This is a genomic window from Achromobacter sp. EB05 (assembly GCF_044232075.1).
GTDB lineage: Bacteria > Pseudomonadota > Gammaproteobacteria > Burkholderiales > Burkholderiaceae_B > Achromobacter > Achromobacter dolens.
This window is the reverse complement of the sequence record NZ_CP155917.1, coordinates 6,070,753-6,087,083: the sequence shown is the minus strand read 5'-3', so window position 1 is coordinate 6,087,083 and position 16,331 is coordinate 6,070,753. Positions and strand designations below refer to the sequence as shown.

Annotated in this window: 15 protein-coding genes; 2 read left to right on the top strand and 13 right to left on the bottom strand. The window is 63.3% G+C overall.

Translation table 11 applies throughout. From position 1 onward, the window contains the following. From wecB to AAID08_RS27730, 12 genes are all read right to left on the bottom strand, one after another. Positions 1–1,086 (bottom strand): non-hydrolyzing UDP-N-acetylglucosamine 2-epimerase, encoded by a 1,086-nt coding sequence (gene wecB / locus AAID08_RS27785; protein WP_395757169.1) that lies wholly within the window; start codon positions 1,084–1,086, stop codon positions 1–3. Positions 1,087–1,256: 170 nt separating this feature from the next. Beyond that, complete coding sequence (locus AAID08_RS27780; protein WP_254603900.1) at positions 1,257–2,384, bottom strand: glycosyltransferase; 1,128 nt, start codon at positions 2,382–2,384, stop codon at positions 1,257–1,259. Next, positions 2,384–4,288: a nucleoside-diphosphate sugar epimerase/dehydratase gene (locus AAID08_RS27775; protein WP_175189315.1), complete on the bottom strand. Its 1,905-nt coding sequence runs from the start codon at positions 4,286–4,288 to the stop codon at positions 2,384–2,386. The genes AAID08_RS27780 and AAID08_RS27775 overlap by 1 nt, the downstream gene beginning before the upstream one ends. A gap of 92 nt (positions 4,289–4,380) precedes the next feature. Continuing rightward, the gene (locus tag AAID08_RS27770) at positions 4,381–5,796 is read right to left on the bottom strand and encodes a hypothetical protein (RefSeq protein ID WP_395757168.1); all 1,416 of its coding nucleotides are present in this window, start codon (positions 5,794–5,796) and stop codon (positions 4,381–4,383) included. Beyond that, positions 5,783–6,484, bottom strand: coding sequence for a lipid II flippase family protein (locus AAID08_RS27765; RefSeq protein ID WP_175189313.1), 702 nt, complete (start codon positions 6,482–6,484; stop codon positions 5,783–5,785). The genes AAID08_RS27770 and AAID08_RS27765 overlap by 14 nt, the downstream gene beginning before the upstream one ends. Further along, positions 6,481–7,590 (bottom strand): glycosyltransferase family 4 protein, encoded by a 1,110-nt coding sequence (locus AAID08_RS27760; protein ID WP_395757167.1) that lies wholly within the window; start codon positions 7,588–7,590, stop codon positions 6,481–6,483. The genes AAID08_RS27765 and AAID08_RS27760 overlap by 4 nt, the downstream gene beginning before the upstream one ends. A 213-nt stretch (positions 7,591–7,803) precedes the next feature. After that, the gene (locus AAID08_RS27755; protein ID WP_175189311.1) at positions 7,804–8,397 is read right to left on the bottom strand and encodes a sugar transferase; all 594 of its coding nucleotides are present in this window, start codon (positions 8,395–8,397) and stop codon (positions 7,804–7,806) included. Beyond that, entirely contained in the window at positions 8,394–9,572 is a 1,179-nt protein-coding gene (locus AAID08_RS27750) for a DegT/DnrJ/EryC1/StrS family aminotransferase (RefSeq protein WP_395757166.1), read from the bottom strand. Before AAID08_RS27750 ends, AAID08_RS27755 begins: the two co-directional genes overlap by 4 nt. Positions 9,573–9,588: 16 nt before the next feature. Then, the gene (locus AAID08_RS27745) at positions 9,589–10,848 is read right to left on the bottom strand and encodes a glycosyltransferase family 4 protein (RefSeq protein WP_395757165.1); all 1,260 of its coding nucleotides are present in this window, start codon (positions 10,846–10,848) and stop codon (positions 9,589–9,591) included. Between the two features lie 80 nt (positions 10,849–10,928). Beyond that, a complete protein-coding gene (locus AAID08_RS27740; protein WP_336236133.1) occupies positions 10,929–12,029 on the bottom strand; it encodes a DegT/DnrJ/EryC1/StrS family aminotransferase in 1,101 nt (366 codons plus the stop codon). A 6-nt stretch (positions 12,030–12,035) separates the two neighbouring features. After that, entirely contained in the window at positions 12,036–12,605 is a 570-nt protein-coding gene (locus AAID08_RS27735) for an acyltransferase (protein WP_054500299.1), read from the bottom strand. A 5-nt stretch (positions 12,606–12,610) separates the two neighbouring features. Further along, positions 12,611–13,663, bottom strand: a complete 1,053-nt coding sequence (locus AAID08_RS27730; RefSeq protein ID WP_175133694.1) for a Gfo/Idh/MocA family protein — start codon at positions 13,661–13,663, stop codon at positions 12,611–12,613. A 123-nt stretch (positions 13,664–13,786) separates the two neighbouring features. Between AAID08_RS27730 and waaC the strand changes: the two genes are divergently transcribed. Both waaC and AAID08_RS27720 read left to right on the top strand, forming a co-directional pair. Then, on the top strand, positions 13,787–14,836 hold the full coding sequence (waaC, locus tag AAID08_RS27725) for a lipopolysaccharide heptosyltransferase I (protein ID WP_054500301.1): 1,050 nt from the start codon (positions 13,787–13,789) through the stop codon (positions 14,834–14,836). Continuing rightward, positions 14,836–16,137, top strand: coding sequence for a 3-deoxy-D-manno-octulosonic acid transferase (locus AAID08_RS27720; RefSeq protein WP_054500302.1), 1,302 nt, complete (start codon positions 14,836–14,838; stop codon positions 16,135–16,137). Before waaC ends, AAID08_RS27720 begins: the two co-directional genes overlap by 1 nt. A 21-nt stretch (positions 16,138–16,158) precedes the next feature. Here AAID08_RS27720 and AAID08_RS27715 read toward each other — a convergent pair whose 3' ends face one another. Continuing rightward, complete coding sequence (locus AAID08_RS27715) at positions 16,159–16,323, bottom strand: hypothetical protein (RefSeq protein WP_175189307.1); 165 nt, start codon at positions 16,321–16,323, stop codon at positions 16,159–16,161. Positions 16,324–16,331 lie beyond the last annotated feature (8 nt).

Sequence of the window (16,331 nt, the reverse complement as noted above, 5' to 3'; positions counted from 1 at the left end):
CTAGCCCGCGAGATGGGTGGCAATAATGCTGGCGGCGTCACCGGCGCCGTAGGGTTGAATCTCGGCGGGCCGAATGGTCAGCGCGTGCTGGCAGGCCGCAGCGATGGCGTCGGCGGATTGAGGCGGCGTCAGCAGATTCCAGCCGGCGTCCACGAGCTCGACCCATTCGGTCTCGTCGCGCAGAGTGACGCAAGGTACGCGGTGGAAGAAGGCTTCTTTTTGTACACCGCCGGAATCCGTGGCGATCAGCGCAGCGTATTTCTCCAGTTGCACCATGTCCAGGTAGCCCACGGGATCCGTGATGACGAAACGGTTGCGCAGGTTTTCCAGTAAGTCCAGGCGAGCCAACGTGGCGCGTGTGCGGGGATGGATTGGCCAGACGACGGTTTTCGTCGCCGCGACTTGTTCCAGGCCCTGCATGATGGCGCGAAGGCGTTGGGGGTCGTCCGTATTTTCTGCACGATGCACAGTGATTAGGACATATTCGTGCGGCGTCAGGCCGAGGCGTTCGAGGGCGCCGCCTTGCTCGGTGACGCGGGCGCCATGCCGTAGGGCCACGTCGAACATCACGTCGCCAACCTGCGTGATCGCCCCCTCGGCTACGCCTTCTTTGATGAGGTTGTCGCTTGCGCTGCGCGTGGGCGTGAACAACCAGCGGGATACGCGATCGGTCAGGACGCGGTTGATTTCCTCGGGCATGCGCATGTTGAACGAGCGCAAGCCCGCTTCGATGTGTGCGACCGGAATATGCAGCTTGGCCGCCGCCAGGGCGCCCGCCAGCGTGGAATTGGTGTCGCCATAGACCATGACGATGTCGGGACGCTCGGCCAGTAGTACCTGTTCGACCGCTCCGAGCATACGCCCTGTCATCTCGCCGTGGCCGCCACCGTGGATGTCCAACTGATGCTTCGGCTTGTCCATGCCAAGCTCGTCGAAGAATACATCCGACATATTGCTGTCGAAATGTTGGCCCGTATGAACCACGATTTCCTGCAGACGCGCATCCGCGGCGATTGCGGCGGATACGACGCTGGCCTTGATGAACTGCGGTCGAGCGCCGAGGACGGTGAGAATTTTGGTGGTCATATTGGACAATCAGTCTGGCTGGCGCCGTACGCGGTGCGGCGGTGATTTGTCTGATGGATCGCGGGGCGCCTTTGCCGCGCGCGCCTAGCATGTGGCAACCCCGATTTAGGCAGAGCGTAATGATACTTGAATCCCCTGCGGGCGCTCTTGGGATTCGGGTTGCGGAAGAGCTACTGTTGGGCGATTGCCGCGTACGCGGCGACTAATTTGGCCTCTTCGTTTTTCCAGTTGTAAGTGTCCCGAATGGCGGCGCGGCTTGCGCGACGCATCAGCCGCTTTTGGTCGTCCGGCAGATTCAGCATCATCTCGATGGCCTGCGCGACACTGTCCGTGTCGAGGGGATCGACACAGATGCCCGCTCCGGAGGAATCGAGTATGCCTCGCCATAGCGGGAAGTCCGAGGCCAATACGGGCAAGCCCGCAGCCATATATTCGAACATCTTGACCGGTAAGGCGTCGAGATAATTGGGGATGGGATGCAGCAGGACAAGGCCCAACTGCGATTCGTGGAGCACGTCGCGGACGGCGCTCCGGTCCAGGACCCCGCGATAGTCCACGTTTTTCCACGCCGGCATGGTAGCCAGCTCGGCATGCAGCGCCTCGCTTTCCATTGGCCCGGCCAGAATCATCCGCGCATCGGTTTTTTCTAGCGCTTTAAGCATCTCAACTGCGCCGCGCATACGCGTGATACCACCTATGTAGCAAACGTTGCGAGTAGCGTCAGGAGAAGATACGGCGAGATCGGATTTTTCCGACGTTTCGCCGAGTTCTCCCGGAATAGGATAATTGTTAACGGCGATACTATGTATGCCTTGGGATGTGTAGCGTTTGGCAATATACGGCGTGGCGCCAACCACGACCGCACAGCGCCGGGCAATGAAATTCTCCAGGCGCTCGAATGGCCACGCGATGGCGTACCGAACCAACGGATTGATCCAAGGTTTGCTCAGGAGTTGGCGAGGTACATCTTCATGGGCGTCGTAAATGACCTTGCGGCCCATGTAACGGAATGCGAGCGCAATGGGGAGCAGTTCGGGGTCATGGATGTGGATGATGCTCGCATCCGTCTTGCGCACGGCGTTCCAGACGATCCAGGTTTTGCCCAGCATGCGATGGATGCGTCCGTTCGGACGGCCAACATCAATGATGGATACGCCTTTGCACTGCGCATTGCCCTGTCCGTCAGCGACATATAAATCAACTTGGTAGCCCGCGTCTACGAGGCTGCAGCATTCCTTGTGGAAAATTCTGACGTCGAAGCGCGGATGCGCCGTGGTGAGATGCGCTACCCGAACCATTATTGCGAGGCGTTTGCAATACAGCGGGACGCCACGTCTTCCGCTTGTGGGCTGAATTCGGCGACCAATGTCTTCAGGGTTGCCACGATTTCGTCACGATTCCAGGAGGCCAGCGATTGCTCCATGTGATCCAGTCCGGCTTTCAATTGTTCATAGGGCAGATCGTTCTCTCGCGCCTGCATGATGCGAGGATGCAGAGTGGGTTTGACGTCGCCGCCGATAAGGAGTTCTTCATAGAGTTTTTCACCCGGACGCAGGCCCACCACACGCAGTTCAATATCGCCGTCCGGGTCCGACGCGTCACGTACGGTTAAGCCGCAAAGTCTTACCATGCGTTCCGCCAGATCGCGGATGCGGACCGGTTCGCCCATGTCCAGCACAAAGACCGACCCCGATTCTCCCATGGCTCCGGCCTGGAGCACGAGCTGTGCGGCTTCAGGAATAGTCATGAAATACCGGGTAATGTCAGCGTGTGTCAGTGTGACCGGCCCACCAGCCAGGATCTGCCGATGGAATAGCGGCACGACGCTACCGGAACTGCCGAGAACATTACCGAATCGCACCATGGAAAACCGGGTTACGTTCTGGCGTTGGGACAGCGACTGCAGGATCAGCTCGGCCAACCGTTTGGATGCGCCCATGACATTGGTGGGCCGGACGGCCTTGTCCGTCGAAATTAGCACGAAATCGCTGACATTCGCGGTGATTGCCGCCTTGGCCAGCGATAGCGTTCCCAGCGCATTGGTGGCGACGCCCTCCGAGACATTTTGCTCGACCATCGGCACGTGCTTGTATGCGGCGGCATGGTAGATCGTCTGGATTTGATATTGTCTAATGCGATGCAGGCTGTGATCGTAATCGCGAACCGAACCGAGCACGGCCACCAGTTCGATAGGGCGGTGTCCTATCAGTTGCACCAGTTCCTGCTCGATCGCATAAAGTGCGGGTTCCGACATTTCGTACAGGACGAGCCGTGTCGGATTCAGTGCGACGATCTGGCGGCAAAGTTCCGATCCGATGGAGCCTCCCGCGCCGGTCACCATGACACTGCGACCAGTGACGCAGCGACCTAGCAGATCCGGTATGGGAGCCACGGGATCGCGGCCAAGCAGGTCTTCGACCTGAACATCACGCAAACGCAAGCCGTTGGAATCCACAAGCTCGCGCAGGCTGGGAACCAGCCGGATGCGCAAACGGTACTGCTCAGCGGAATCAACGATTTCGCGCAGGCGAGCGCGGCCAGCGGTCGGCATCGCGATCAGGAGTTGCCGCACCCCATGCCGCTCCACCAGGGAGGGCAGATGCTCGGGGGGGTGTATCCGAAGTCCCGCGACCATCAGACCGTGCTTGCGACGGTCATCATCCAGCATGGCGACAGGGTGATAGTGAGGGCCGGCTCGCAGGGCCGTGGCGAGTTGGGAGCCGGCACCGCCTGCGCCGTAAATGACGACGGGAATACGAAGATCGCCGACATCCTTGGTATCTGTGAACAGCGCGCGGCGGGCGACCCAGCGCGTGGCGACCAGGCCCGCGATGGCGAGTGAGCCATAGATAACAAGAACGGCCCGCGACAAACCCACCAGATGCAGAAAGGTATTGGCGGCTGTGACGACCATGACCGAGACGGCGATTCCCCCGGTAATGCCCAGAATCACCCGCTCATTCATGTAGCGCAGGATGTAGTTGTAGACCCCGAATCCAGCCATTGCGAGCACGCCGCCGGCACAGGCAAGCAAGGAAAGGGCGAAATAAGAATTGTTCAGGAAAAATAACTCGAAACGCAGCCACAGCGCCAGATAGAACGAAATCAGCAGGATGATCGCGTCGAGCAGAACCGCAAGGGCCTGCTTGGCTGGCCGGGGTAAATCCACAAAAAGACGCCGGATGGCTAGAGGAAGAATCATGGGGGCGTCAATACCGTATGTGCCTTGTTATCTGTGCGCGAAATTTTACAGTTGTTCGCGCTGACCGCAGATCATTCTGCTAAATCTCACAGTCAGGACTGAAGTTGGGGCGATCGATTACGCGCAGAGTCTCCGCGCGGAATGGTTCCAGCCAGTACACCGAGGAATATCCAGAAGGGCTGGAAATAGACCATGGAACTGGGGGCGAGACCGGCAATGCCGGCGACCAGCAGGCTGATCCGGCCTCGCCAGTCCAGCCGCCACATCAGCCAGCCCAGCAGCAGGAACCAGCCCAGCCCGACATGAAAGAACATTTCGAGCCAGAAGAAATGGGGCGACGCCCATGGGGCCTTGTTGCCAGGCCAGGTCAGGTTCAATTGTCCCGCGCCCAGCCCTGTGAACCATTGCCACCACGGCATTGCCCGCCATTCCGCCAGCATATCCATGGTGAGCCTGGCGCGGAAGGCGGAAGATTCATCTCCATCCTGTGCTTTGATGCGTACGTTTGCGGTCGGCGCCGGCGGCGGCTCGGGCGGCGGCATCGGCACGGTATTGGCGCGGGTGTCAAGCGGGGCGGCTAGTGCGGGGCCTGCGCCCATGCCCAGGCCATTGCCGGGACCAGACGCCGGCGGCGTTCCGGGCACGTCGCGTTGCGCGGCCAGGGGCGCGGGAACCCCTAGGGTTGGCGGGAGACCGACGGGGGGCGAGACGACAGGGGGCGAGGCGACAGGGGGCGCAGTGGCTTGGATGGTTGGCAGGGAGACCAGATGCAGGGGTTCGCTCTGCAAGGGGACTGCGAGCAGTGTCGCCAGCGCGCAGGTAGCCAGGAATTTCAGGCGCTCCCGCATCCGGTTGCCGTCTACGAGCCACACAAGGTGCGTGATGCCCAGTACCAGGCAGGCAGCCATGTCCGCCCTTCGATTGAGCAATAGTGCGTAGAACCAGCACGCGCCGAACAACGGTAGCGAAAGGCGCCGGCGGCAAAGCAACCAGATGAGGTTGGCTAACACCAGCGTAGTGGCCATGTCGTTGATGTTGTTCCACACCCCGCCGGTCAGCAGATAGCGGGGCCGGAACCGCTGTGCTTCGGTCCAGGCGTCGAATGCAGGAAAGTAGGCGGTGATGAACCAGTAGGCCACTAGGCCGGGGAACAGGAACAGGAAGGGCTTATGGCGGCGTGCGATCGTGTCACCCAGTATGGCGGAGGCGGCGCCAATCAGGAGGTAGACTGTATATCGCGTGTAGCGATCGCTCGCTATGATCCAAAGAGGTTGAAGCGCGAGCAGAACAACAAGGATGAGCAACGGTACCTTCAGGCGGGTATTCCACGCCGCACTGCGCCAGGCTGGATCAACGGCCAGCGCTACGAAGAAGAATGCCAATCCCCAATGGAACGGTCGCAGGGGATACGGCACATAGATAGATGACCCGGCCAGGCACAGCGCAAACGCGGCGAGCGCCAGCCCATCGGCCAGCCGCGAGGCTCTAGGGCGGTCAACCAAGCGCATTGCCCAAGCTCCAGAACAGCGTTGGCGCCAGGATGCCGACTGCCAACAGGCGGCCCGTCAGCATGGCCTGCACCGCATGGTAGACGTCGTGGGTGGGATGGTCGTCCACGATCGTGGCGATGCGCGGCTCGAGCACGAACGTGAGCAGCACGGTGGCGAATCCGTTCACGATGCCGGAGAGTTGCGAAATGGTGCTGCGGTAGTCGTGGAACACCAGCGCAAAGTAATACGACACGAGCACGCCAACCGCATAACAGAGGAATACTGCCGCCGCCAGTACGATGATGCGCTTGCGAGGGAACCTGGAGGGTGTTTCCAGTTGCTTGCGTACGTCTATGCTGCGCAGCTTAGGTTTTCGGCTGCGCCGCTGGATGAAGTTCGCCAGCAAGGTGATCCAGTGGAAACGGATGAAGAATGCGAGCAGCGAGAGTGCCGTGGCGCCGGCCAGCGCGCCCAGTCCCATCATCTGGTAGGTGACAACCGGGATCTGCTTGTCTATCAGGAATCCCAGCAGGGGCATCAGCGCCAGATAGAAGAATCGCGTGATCGTGGTCGTGGCGTTCTGAACGGCGTACCCCGTGACCGGCTTGCCCGCAAGCCGGCCGGCGATGCGGGCGTAATAGCTGAGGTACTCGAGCAGGTGGATGGTCGAGAAGCTCAGGATGACGAGGACGATGAGCAGCGTCATGACGCGCCGTGCGCCGTGGAGCCGTGATGGATGCGCAAGGTTTCCCGGTAGGCCTGCTGCATCAGGTCGAGGCTATGATCCCAACTGTAGCGGCCGCGCACGCGCTCGCGGCCGGCCGCCCCCATCCGTGCCCGCAATGGCGCATCCAGTACGAGGGTTTCGAGTTTGTAGGCGGCGGCTTCGGCATCTTCGATCGGCACGACGAAACCCGTCACGCCATCGAGCACGACCTCGGCGGGGCCATCCGCGTCGGACACGACGACAGGCAGTCCGCTCGAGCAGGCTTCCAGAATTGCTACCCCGAAACTATCGCGGCGGCTCAACGCGACATAAATGTCCAGTTGGTCCAGCGCGGACGGTACGTCGGCATGCGGAATCTGCCCCTTGAGTTCGACGCAGTCCGTGAGCCCGAGGCTTTCAGCCATCTTTGCAAGCATGTGGAACTGGCTACCACCGCCATAGATCCTCAGCATCAGCCGATCAGCCAGATCGGGGTGCGCCATGGCAAGCCTGCCCTTGAGCTTTGCGAACGCCTGGATCAAGGTGTCGATCCCATAAATCGCCTCCAGTGTCTTCACCGTGCCGATGACAATATGGTCTGACGGATTTCTTACAAGCTTGGGTGTGAATTGGTGCTCGTCGATGCCGAAGGGCGTGACAAAAATGGGGGTGCTGGACAGCTCACGCATTTTAATCGCCATGGCGTGGCTGGTCGCACCGAGCGCCGTTGCGCGGTCCAGGGTCTTGCCCAGTACGGCATGGTGCCAGCGGCTCTTGTTCGGGAAGTCGTAGATATCGCTGCCCCAGGCCGACAGCAGGTTAGGCAGGAAGCCCGACAGTCGAGCCAGCAGGCCGTAGCCGGTCGCATAGTGGGTGTTGAGCAGGTCGGGCTTGATCCGGCAGAGCAGTTGTCGCAGCTTGAAAACAGCCAGGAAGTATCCCCAGGGGGCACCGCAGGGTAATTTGTGCTGATGGACTGCCGGCGCGATGTCCGAGGAAGGGGCGTCAAGCGACAGCAGGTGCACCTCGTGGCCGCGTGCGCTCAGGCCATTGGCCCATCGTACGGTATGTATGCTTCGCGTCGCACCCAAAAGCGCGACTCTCATAGGTGAAGCGATGCCGGTCTGGACTGCAGTAGTTACCGCGGACGGGGGTTCGGAATGGATAGTCAATCTGATGCCGGTTTTTATATATATTGAGTCAGACGGCAGTCTAGCAACAGCCTAACACAGCCATTATTTCGACCGCGTTTCTCGGACTGAATCAATGTGTATCAATGCGTCCGATTTCGTGATGGGCACACGTGTTCGGACACATATTCACCGCCTGAGAATGGCGGCGAAAGTCGCGACCAGGATTTTCATGTCGCCGATGAAGGAGCGCGTGCGCACATATTCGCTCTGGAGCCGCAGCTTTTCGGGCAGGATCTGTTCGCGGTAAGCCTGTTCCGGATCGCTGGCTTGCGCCAGCAGCTCGTTCTCATGCCGGAACTGGATGGATGCCAAGTCGGTAATGCCTGGTTTCACTGACAGCACGATGCGCCGTTGCTCCTCGGGATAGAGCTCGACATACCGGGGCACTTCAGGACGTGGGCCCACCACGCTCATGCTGCCGGCCAGTACGTCGATGAGCTGGGGCAGTTCATCCAGCTTCCAGTGGCGGATCCAGGCTCCCGTGCGCGTGATGCGCGCGTCACCGCCAACGGTGATCTCTTTCGAATTGCCGGCGGTGTTGACCGCCATGCTGCGAAACTTGTGTATCCGGAAGGTCCGGCCGTCCTTGCCCACACGCACCTGGCGGAAAAACACCGGGCCGGGCGAGTCGCGCTTGATGGCCGCCGCGATGATCAGGAACAGGGGCGACAGGACGATCAGGCCCAGCAGTGAAACGACGAAGTCGAACAACCGTTTCATCGGCGGCGAAGCAGCGTCTCGACGGCACTGACGACACGCTCGACTTCATCATCGGTCATGCGTGAATAGATCGGCAGGCTCACCATGCATTCGTAGGCCTGTTGCGAATGCGGAAACATGCCGGGCTGAAGGCCGTAGCGGTCACGCCAATAGGGCTGCAGATGCAACGGTACGTAGTGCACGCTGCAACCGACGCCGGCTTCCGTCATGCGCACGATGAAATCATCCCGGCCGATCGGCGCGTCCGCGGACAGGCGCAATACATACAGGTGCCATGCGTGTGTGTCGTTGACGTCGTAGCCGCGGGCGGCCAGCCGTTCGGGACTTGGCGGCAAGGTGAGCGGCAGATCGGCGAATGCGTTGTCGTATCGTGCAGCGATGTCGGCGCGGCGGTCGCGCATTTCTCGCACCCGCGCCAGCTGCACGCGGCCCATCGCGGCGGCGGTGTCCGGCAGGTTGTACTTGAACCCAGGAGCCACGATCTCGTAGTACCACGCCGGCTTCTTCGAAGTGAAGCGGTCGAAGGCATCGCGGTCGATGCCATGCAGCCGCATGACACGGCAGCGCTTGGCCAGCGCGGGATCGCGCGTGACCACCATGCCGCCCTCGCCGGTGGCGAGGGTCTTGGTGGCGTAGAAACTGTAGACAGTGATGTCGCTGGCCAGGCTACCGATCAGTTCGCCTTTCCACGTGCAGGGCAGGGCGTGTGCCGCGTCTTCGATGACGCGCAGTCCGTGCCGGCGGGCGATGTCGAGGATGGCGGTCATGTCACAGGACAGGCCGCCGTAGTGCACCGGGATGATCGCCTTGGTGCGCGGCGTGATGGCACGCTCCACGGCCTCGGGGCTGACACAAAAGGTATCAGGATCGATGTCCACCAGCACGGGTTCAGCCCCAAGGTAGCGGGCAACTTCGGCGCTGGCGGTGAAGGTGTGAGTGGTGGTGATGACTTCGTCGCCCTCGCCCACGCCGATGGCTTCCAGGGCCAGGTGCAGGCCGGCGGTTGCCGAGTTCACCGCCACGGCTTCCACGCCACTGCCGATGAAGGCCGCGAATTCCTGCTCGAACGCTCGGGCGTTGGGCCCCGTAGTGAGCCACCCCGACTTCATGGCTTCAGTGACGGCCGTGATTTCGGCGTCGCCAATGTCAGGTAGTGCGAAGGGAATGAAAGACATGTTCGTGGCCTGGCGGCTAAGGACGTTGCGAAACCGGGATTGTAGTGGAGCCATGCACGGCATCGCCAAGCGACTCGAGGAATTGGCGGGCCAGGAAGGGGTAGCTGTGGCGTTGCTGCACAAAGGCCTTTCCACGTGCCCCCAATGCTTGACGTTCAGTTTTTGGTAAGTTGGCCAGGTCGCTGATTGCGCCGGCGATGGCCGGCACGTCATCCGCGGGGACGCTGATACCGCAATCCGCGTCGCTCACCAGGTCGTAAGGGGAACTCGTGGCGTGCACGACGGGCAGTCCTGCCAGCATGTAGTCAAACAATTTGTTGGGGCTGGTCCCGAACTGGTATAGCGGGCTGTCGTGCCAACCGATGTAGGCAATGTCCGCGAGGGACAGCAGGGTCGGGATCGTCGGTTTTTCCACGGGATCCAGGAACAGGATGTTCTTCAGGCCCAATGATTGAGCCCGCTGCATCAAGCGTGCCTTTTCGACGCCTTTGCCGACCAGCAGGTATCCCACGTCCGTGGATTCCGGTCTTGCCGCGGCCTCGATCATCGGACCCAGCGCATTCGATACCGCGTGGCCGCCGGCATAGACGCAGGTGGCCTTGAACTGGCGCGTGAATTCGGTGATGCGCGCTTCTACGGGGGGAGGCAGCGCACGGGCGGTTTCAGCGGGGTCGAAACCGTTGGGGATGTAGCAGAACTTGTCCGGGGCCATGCCGCGACCTTGCAGGTGCGGCGCGGTGCCAGGCAACAGGGAGATGACCTTGTCGGCATGCCGGCAGGCGTAGTCCTCCGCCAACTGCATGGAGAAGATCATGGGATGCCGCTCGGAAAAACCGCCCAGCAGCCGGGGCGTCAGTGGCCACAGATCATGCACTTCGTAGACAAGTTTGGCCCTGGCGATACGGGCGATTTTCGCGGCGGGCCAGATGTCGTAGGGATAGGTCGACGAGGCGATGACGACATCGGGACGGTCGGCAGCCAGTTCGCGCGCCATGCCGCGGACCTTTGCGGTGAACTGCAGCATATTGAGCAGGCGCTTGGCGCCATTGCCGGCGTATGGGCGGGTGCGCAGCCAGAGATAATCGACGCCGTCGATTTGTTCACGAGCGATGGCGGATGAAACGGCGGGATTCTGCTGGCGCAGGTGCGAGACGCTGCTGGCGACGATGGTGACGCGATGGCCTTGTCGCACCCATTCGCGCGCCAGGTAGTACGGCCGGAATTCCATTCCGTGCCGAGGCGAACCGGCGTAATGGTTGATGAGCAGGATATTCATGCCGACATCGTAGCGCGTCGCCGCGAGGGATGTGGCGGTAAGCCGGCACGGCGCCATGGGGGCGCCATGCCGGCAGGAAATCAGCTCAGTGCTGCGCGCAGCGCGGCCACGATCTGGTCCTGGGTCGCCTCATCCAGGTCGGGGTGCATCGGCAGGCTCATGACGGTGGCGGCCAGCGTGTCGGACACTGGCGTGGCGCCTTCGGCCGCAGCGAATGCGGCATAGGCCGGTTGAGCGTGGATGGGCCGCGGATAGTGGATTGCCGTCGGGATGCCGGCTTCCTTCAGGTGCGCGATCACGGCTTCACGATTGGGCACCATGACCGTGAACTGCGCCCAGACACTGTCGCGATCCGGACGCACCGTCACCGTGCGGGCACCACCCGGCAGGTCGGCCAGCAACTGCTGGTAGCGCGCGCCGATCTTGATGCGCTGTTCCACTTCCCATTCGAAGCGCTCCAGCTTGCCCAGCACCACGGCACATTGCAGCGTGTCCATGCGGCCACCCACCCCGATGCGGGTGTGGTAATAGCGGGCCGACTGGCCATGCACGCGGATTTCGCGCATGGCCTGGGCCAGCGCGTCGTCGTTGGTGAACAGCGCACCCCCGTCGCCGTAGCAGCCCAGGGGCTTGCTCGGGAAGAAACTGGTGCAGCCGATCTTGGACAAATTACAGCTTTTCTTGCCTTTGTAGGTGGCGCCGAAGCTTTGCGCGGCGTCTTCGATGACGGTGATGCCGTGCTTGTCGGCGATGGCATTGACCTCGTCCATGTCGCCGCACTGGCCGTACAGCGATACCGGGATGATGGCCTTGGTGCGGGGTGTGATCTTGGCCTCGATTTCCGAAACCTTGATGTTGCACGTGTCGGGTTCGACGTCCACGAACACCGGCACGGCGCCCAGCAGCACAATGACTTCCGCCGTCGCCACGAACGTGAACGAGGTGGTGATGACTTCGTCGCCGGCCTTCACGCCCAGGGCCATCAGCGCGATCAGCAGCGCTTCGGTGCCGGAGGCGACCGTGATGCAATGCTTGGCGCCCGTATAGGCGCACAGCGCGGTTTCCAGCTCCTTGACCTCGGGACCCATGATGTACTGGCCATGATCCAGCACGGCCTGGATACGTGCATTGATCGGGTCGCGCAGGACTTGGTATTGCTTCTTCAGGTCAATGAATTGCATGTTGTCTCACACCAGTTGGCAGACGCCGTCTTTGAGTACGTATTGGTCGCCGGTCGCCGGGCAGGTGGTCTGCCCGTCGCCTGTCAGCGGCAAGTCCAGTTGTTCGCCGTGGCGGCTCATCCAGCCGATCTGGCGGGCGGGCACGCCCACGACCAGGGCAAAGTCGGGTACGTCGCGGTTGACCACGGCGCCGGCGCCGACGAAGGCGTAGCGACCGACTGTCGAGCCGCACACGATGGTGCAGTTTGCGCCCAGCGTGGCGCCTTGGCGCACGACCGTATCGCGGTATTCGTTCTTGCGTTCGATGGCTGCGCGCGGGTTGTACACGTTCGTGAACACCATGCTGGGGCCGCAGAACACGTCATCTTCGAGCGTCACGTTGTCGTAGACCGAGACGTTGTTCTGGATCTTGACGCGGTTGCCGATCTTGACGCGGTTGCCGACGTAGACGTTCTGGCCCAGCGAACAGGCGTCGCCGATGACGGCGCCGCCCGATACGTGGACCCAGTGCCAGACGCGGGTGCCGGCGCCGATCTGTGCGCCGTCGTCAACGATGGCGGTGGAATGGATGCTCATGATGCTCAATCCAGCGGTAGCGGCACGCGCAGGCCATCGCGCGCGGAACGGTAGATGGCGGTCAGCAGCGCGAGCGATTGCAGGCCTTCGCGTCCGTCGGTTTCGGGTTCGCATTCACCGCGCAGCACGCGGATGACGTTATCGTAGTACAGCGGGTGACCAAAACCGTAGACCGAGGTGGTCTCGTAATTGGCTTCGCGGATCTTGGCGTCGTCGGGATGCTCGTCGGCGAACTTCCACTCGTCGATGCGGTTGACGGCCACGCCGCCGACCCGCACGGTGCCCTTTTCGCCCAGGATCGTGATAGAGCCTTCCAGGTTCTGCGGGTAGGTCAGCATGGTGACGTTGATCGAGCCCATGGCGCCATGGCGCCAGCGGATCGCGGCCACGCCGGTGTCTTCGGCTTCGATGCGGCGAGCCAGCGTGGCGGTGTAGGCGTACACGCTTTCAACGGGACCCACCAGCCAATCGAGCAGGTCGACGTAATGGCTTGCCTGGTTCATGAAGGCGCCGCCATCCCACTCCCACTTGCCGCGCCAGCGGGCGGCATCGTAATAGTCTTGGGGGCGGGTCCAGAAAACGTTGACCGTCACCATATAGATACGGCCGAAGCGGCCATTCTCGATGGCCTTCTTGAGCAGTTGCAGCGTGGCATTGCGGCGGTTCTGCTTGACGACAAAGAGGCGCACGCCAGCTTCATCGCATGCCTTGACCATGCGCTTGCCATCTTCCCAGCGGGTTGCCATGGGTTTTTCACTGACGACGTGACGGCCGGACTGCGCCACTTCGATCGCCTGCCACGGGTGCAGGCCTGACGGGGTGGCCAGGATGACCGCATCGGCGGTGGTATGCGCCAGCATTTCTGTCAAGGACGAAAATGGACGGGCGCCGGTAGCTTCCGCGGCGGCTTTGAGGGCCGCGGGATTGGTGTCACAGACATCCACGAGCTCGGCGCGGTCGCTGTGCTGCGCAATCGCACCGATATGGTTCTTGGAAATGCGCCCACACCCTACCAGGGCGAAACGGACCTTGCGGTCGGTAACTGGATTAGCGGTCATCGGGAGAAGAGGTTGTTTTGTTGTAAATTGCCGGGATAATTCGACAGCCCCTCCCGGAATAGAGCGTAATAATACTTGAAGACCGGACGGGGGCACGAGCGCATAATCCGCCATTTCCAATCGATGCCAACTCGCATTCTCATTGTCCGTACGTCCTCATTAGGCGATCTGGTGCACATGCTGCCCGCCATTTCCGACATCGCCCGCCACGTGCCGGACGCCGAGATCGACTGGATCGCCGAAGAAGCTTTCGCCGAAATCCCCGCCTGGCATCCCGCGGTCAAGGAGGTCATCAAGGTGGCCCACCGGCGCTGGCGCAAGGCCTGGTGGTCGGGCCAGGTGCGCGCCGAGCGCAAGGCGCTGCGGGAGCGGTTGCGGTCCAAGCAATACGACATCGTGCTGGACATGCAGGCGCTGCTGAAGTCCGCGTGGCTGGTGCGCCAGGCGCGGGGGGTGCGGCATGGGCTGGATTGGCGATCGGCCCGCGAGCCCCTGGCATCGCTGTTCTATAACGTGCGCCACCGCGTCGAATTCTGGCAGCCGGCGGTGATTCGCCAGCGCAAACTGGCGTCATTGACATTTGGTTACCAGTACGGCGGCCAGCCGGATTTCGGCCTGCAGGCGTTTTCGCGGCAGGCGGCCCAGGGCCGCGACGGCGCCGCCGATTCAGTGCACGAGGTGTCCGCCGGCGGGTTGGATGCCACCGAATTGCCTCGCCTGCATCACCTGGACAACGACCGCGGCTACGCCGTGATCATGCCGTCGGCCAGCCGTGACGACAAGCTCTGGCCCGAGGACGATTGGCGCGCCGTGTTCCGGCGCCTGCGCGACGCCGGCTGTGCGCTCAAGCTGCTGGCGGGCAACGACCAGGAAGCCGAGCGTGCCCGGCTACTGGTCGCGGGCATGGAAGACGTCGAAGTCATGCCGCGCATGGACCTGACGTCGGTGGCGCGGCTGCTGGCAGGCGCGCGCCTGATGGTCGGGCTGGACAGCGGCCTGACCCATCTGTCGGCGGCGCTCGGCCGTCCCACCATCGGCATCTATCGCGCGTCCACCCCCGTGCGCACGCCCCTGGTCGGCTCGAATTACACGGCCAGTCTCGGCGATCGCGGCGCCTCGCCCTCGCGCGAGGCGGTCATGGCGTCGGTGGAGCAGGCGCTGGCCGCGCGCTGATGAACCGCACCGTCTACACGCTGGGGCTGCGGGCGCTGGCCCCCCTGGTCTGGCTATGGATGGCCCGCCGCGCCAAGCGCGCCGGCGGTGAATGGCAGATCTTCTCGCCGGAGCGGTTTGGTCGGGCCGCGTCGGGCCGGGCCGAGGCTGGTGGCGCGACCGCGGCCGCCGGAACGACGCAAGCGCCGGTCTGGGTCCACGCCGTCAGCCTGGGAGAGACGCGCGCCGCGCAGCCGCTGTTGCAGGCCCTGCTGGATCGCGGCCTGCCTGTGCTGCTGACCCATATCACCGCCACGGGTCGGGCCGAGGGCGCGCGCCTGTTCGCGGACGCCATCGCCCGCGGGCAATTGCGCCAGGCCTGGCTGCCCTACGATTTTCCGGGCGCCACGCGGCGTTTCCTGGCCGCCGCCGCGCCCCGCTGCGGCATTTTGATCGAGCGCGAGATCTGGCCCAACCTGCTGGCCGCGGCGCGGCGCGCGGAGCTGCCGATGGCGCTGGTGAGCGCGCGATTCTCGGAATCGTCGCTGCGGCAGGCAGGCCGCCTGGGCGGGGTCATGCGCGAGGCGCTGGCGGGGCTGGATCGGGTGCTGGCGCAGACGGCGCCGGATGCCCGGCGGCTGGCCGAGGCCGGCGCGCCGCACCCTACCGTGACCGGCAATCTGAAGTTCGATCTGTCCTTGCCTGCGGCGCAGGTCGAGGCGGGACAGGCCTGGCGCGCCCGTTTGGGCCGGCCGGTGATCGCCCTGGCGAGCACACGCGAAGGTGAGGATGCGCCGTTCATCGAGGCGGTCAAGCGCCATGCCGCCATGCCCGGCGGGCCGCTGTTCCTGTTGATTCCGCGCCATCCGCAGCGTTTCGACGAGGCCGCCGCGCTGCTGGCGCAGGCCGGCCTAGCCCACGTGCGGCGGTCGTCGGGGCAGGCGCCCGGTCCGGAGACGGCGGTGCTGTTGGGCGACACGCTGGGGGAAATGGCTTTCTACTACGCCGCCGCGGACGTGGCGGTGGTGGCGGGCAGCTTTGCCCCGCTGGGCGGCCAGAACCTGATCGAGGCCTGCGCCGCGGGCGTGCCGGTGATCGTCGGGCCGCACACATTCAATTTCCAGCAGGCGGCCAGCGATGCCATCGAGGCCGGCGCCGCGCAGCGCCAGCCGGACCCGGAGCAGGCCGTGCGGGCCGCGCTGGCGCTGGTGGCCGACCCTGCGGCCAGGCGGGCGGCCGGGGACGCGGCGCGCGCCTGGTTCGCCAGCCACGCCGGCGCCACGGCGCGGACGATGGACGCGCTGGCGCCCTGGTTGCGCTGAGCGGGACGGTCTTTCAGGCCGTCAGGCGGGCTTGCGCGGCTCCAGCGTGACCGCGCCCGGATTCAGTTCCTGGCTGAAGCGGCGCGGATCGCGCCCCTCGTCTTCCGGGCGTACGCCCAGCCAGCCCTGGCCGAGCGCGTAGACGCCCAGGTTGGCCAACAGGATCAGGATGAAGAGCACTCGCATGCCGCGGC

Bases quoted from the DNA above. Each gene is read 5' to 3' on its own strand.
- AAID08_RS27770 (WP_395757168.1), bottom strand. From the start codon at position 5,796: ATGCGCTTGGTTGACCGCCCTAGAGCCTCGCGGCTGGCCGATGGGCTG.
- AAID08_RS27755 (WP_175189311.1), bottom strand. From the start codon at position 8,397: ATGAAACGGTTGTTCGACTTCGTCGTTTCACTGCTGGGCCTGATCGTC.
- AAID08_RS27775 (WP_175189315.1), bottom strand. From the start codon at position 4,288: ATGATTCTTCCTCTAGCCATCCGGCGTCTTTTTGTGGATTTACCCCGG.
- AAID08_RS27730 (WP_175133694.1), bottom strand. From the start codon at position 13,663: ATGACCGCTAATCCAGTTACCGACCGCAAGGTCCGTTTCGCCCTGGTA.
- wecB (WP_395757169.1), bottom strand. From the start codon at position 1,086: ATGACCACCAAAATTCTCACCGTCCTCGGCGCTCGACCGCAGTTCATC.
- AAID08_RS27780 (WP_254603900.1), bottom strand. From the start codon at position 2,384: ATGGTTCGGGTAGCGCATCTCACCACGGCGCATCCGCGCTTCGACGTC.
- AAID08_RS27715 (WP_175189307.1), bottom strand. From the start codon at position 16,323: ATGCGAGTGCTCTTCATCCTGATCCTGTTGGCCAACCTGGGCGTCTAC.
- AAID08_RS27745 (WP_395757165.1), bottom strand. From the start codon at position 10,848: ATGAATATCCTGCTCATCAACCATTACGCCGGTTCGCCTCGGCACGGA.
- waaC (WP_054500301.1), top strand. From the start codon at position 13,787: ATGCCAACTCGCATTCTCATTGTCCGTACGTCCTCATTAGGCGATCTG.
- AAID08_RS27720 (WP_054500302.1), top strand. From the start codon at position 14,836: ATGAACCGCACCGTCTACACGCTGGGGCTGCGGGCGCTGGCCCCCCTG.
- AAID08_RS27760 (WP_395757167.1), bottom strand. From the start codon at position 7,590: ATGAGAGTCGCGCTTTTGGGTGCGACGCGAAGCATACATACCGTACGA.
- AAID08_RS27740 (WP_336236133.1), bottom strand. From the start codon at position 12,029: ATGCAATTCATTGACCTGAAGAAGCAATACCAAGTCCTGCGCGACCCG.
- AAID08_RS27750 (WP_395757166.1), bottom strand. From the start codon at position 9,572: ATGTCTTTCATTCCCTTCGCACTACCTGACATTGGCGACGCCGAAATC.
- AAID08_RS27735 (WP_054500299.1), bottom strand. From the start codon at position 12,605: ATGAGCATCCATTCCACCGCCATCGTTGACGACGGCGCACAGATCGGC.
- AAID08_RS27765 (WP_175189313.1), bottom strand. From the start codon at position 6,484: ATGACGCTGCTCATCGTCCTCGTCATCCTGAGCTTCTCGACCATCCAC.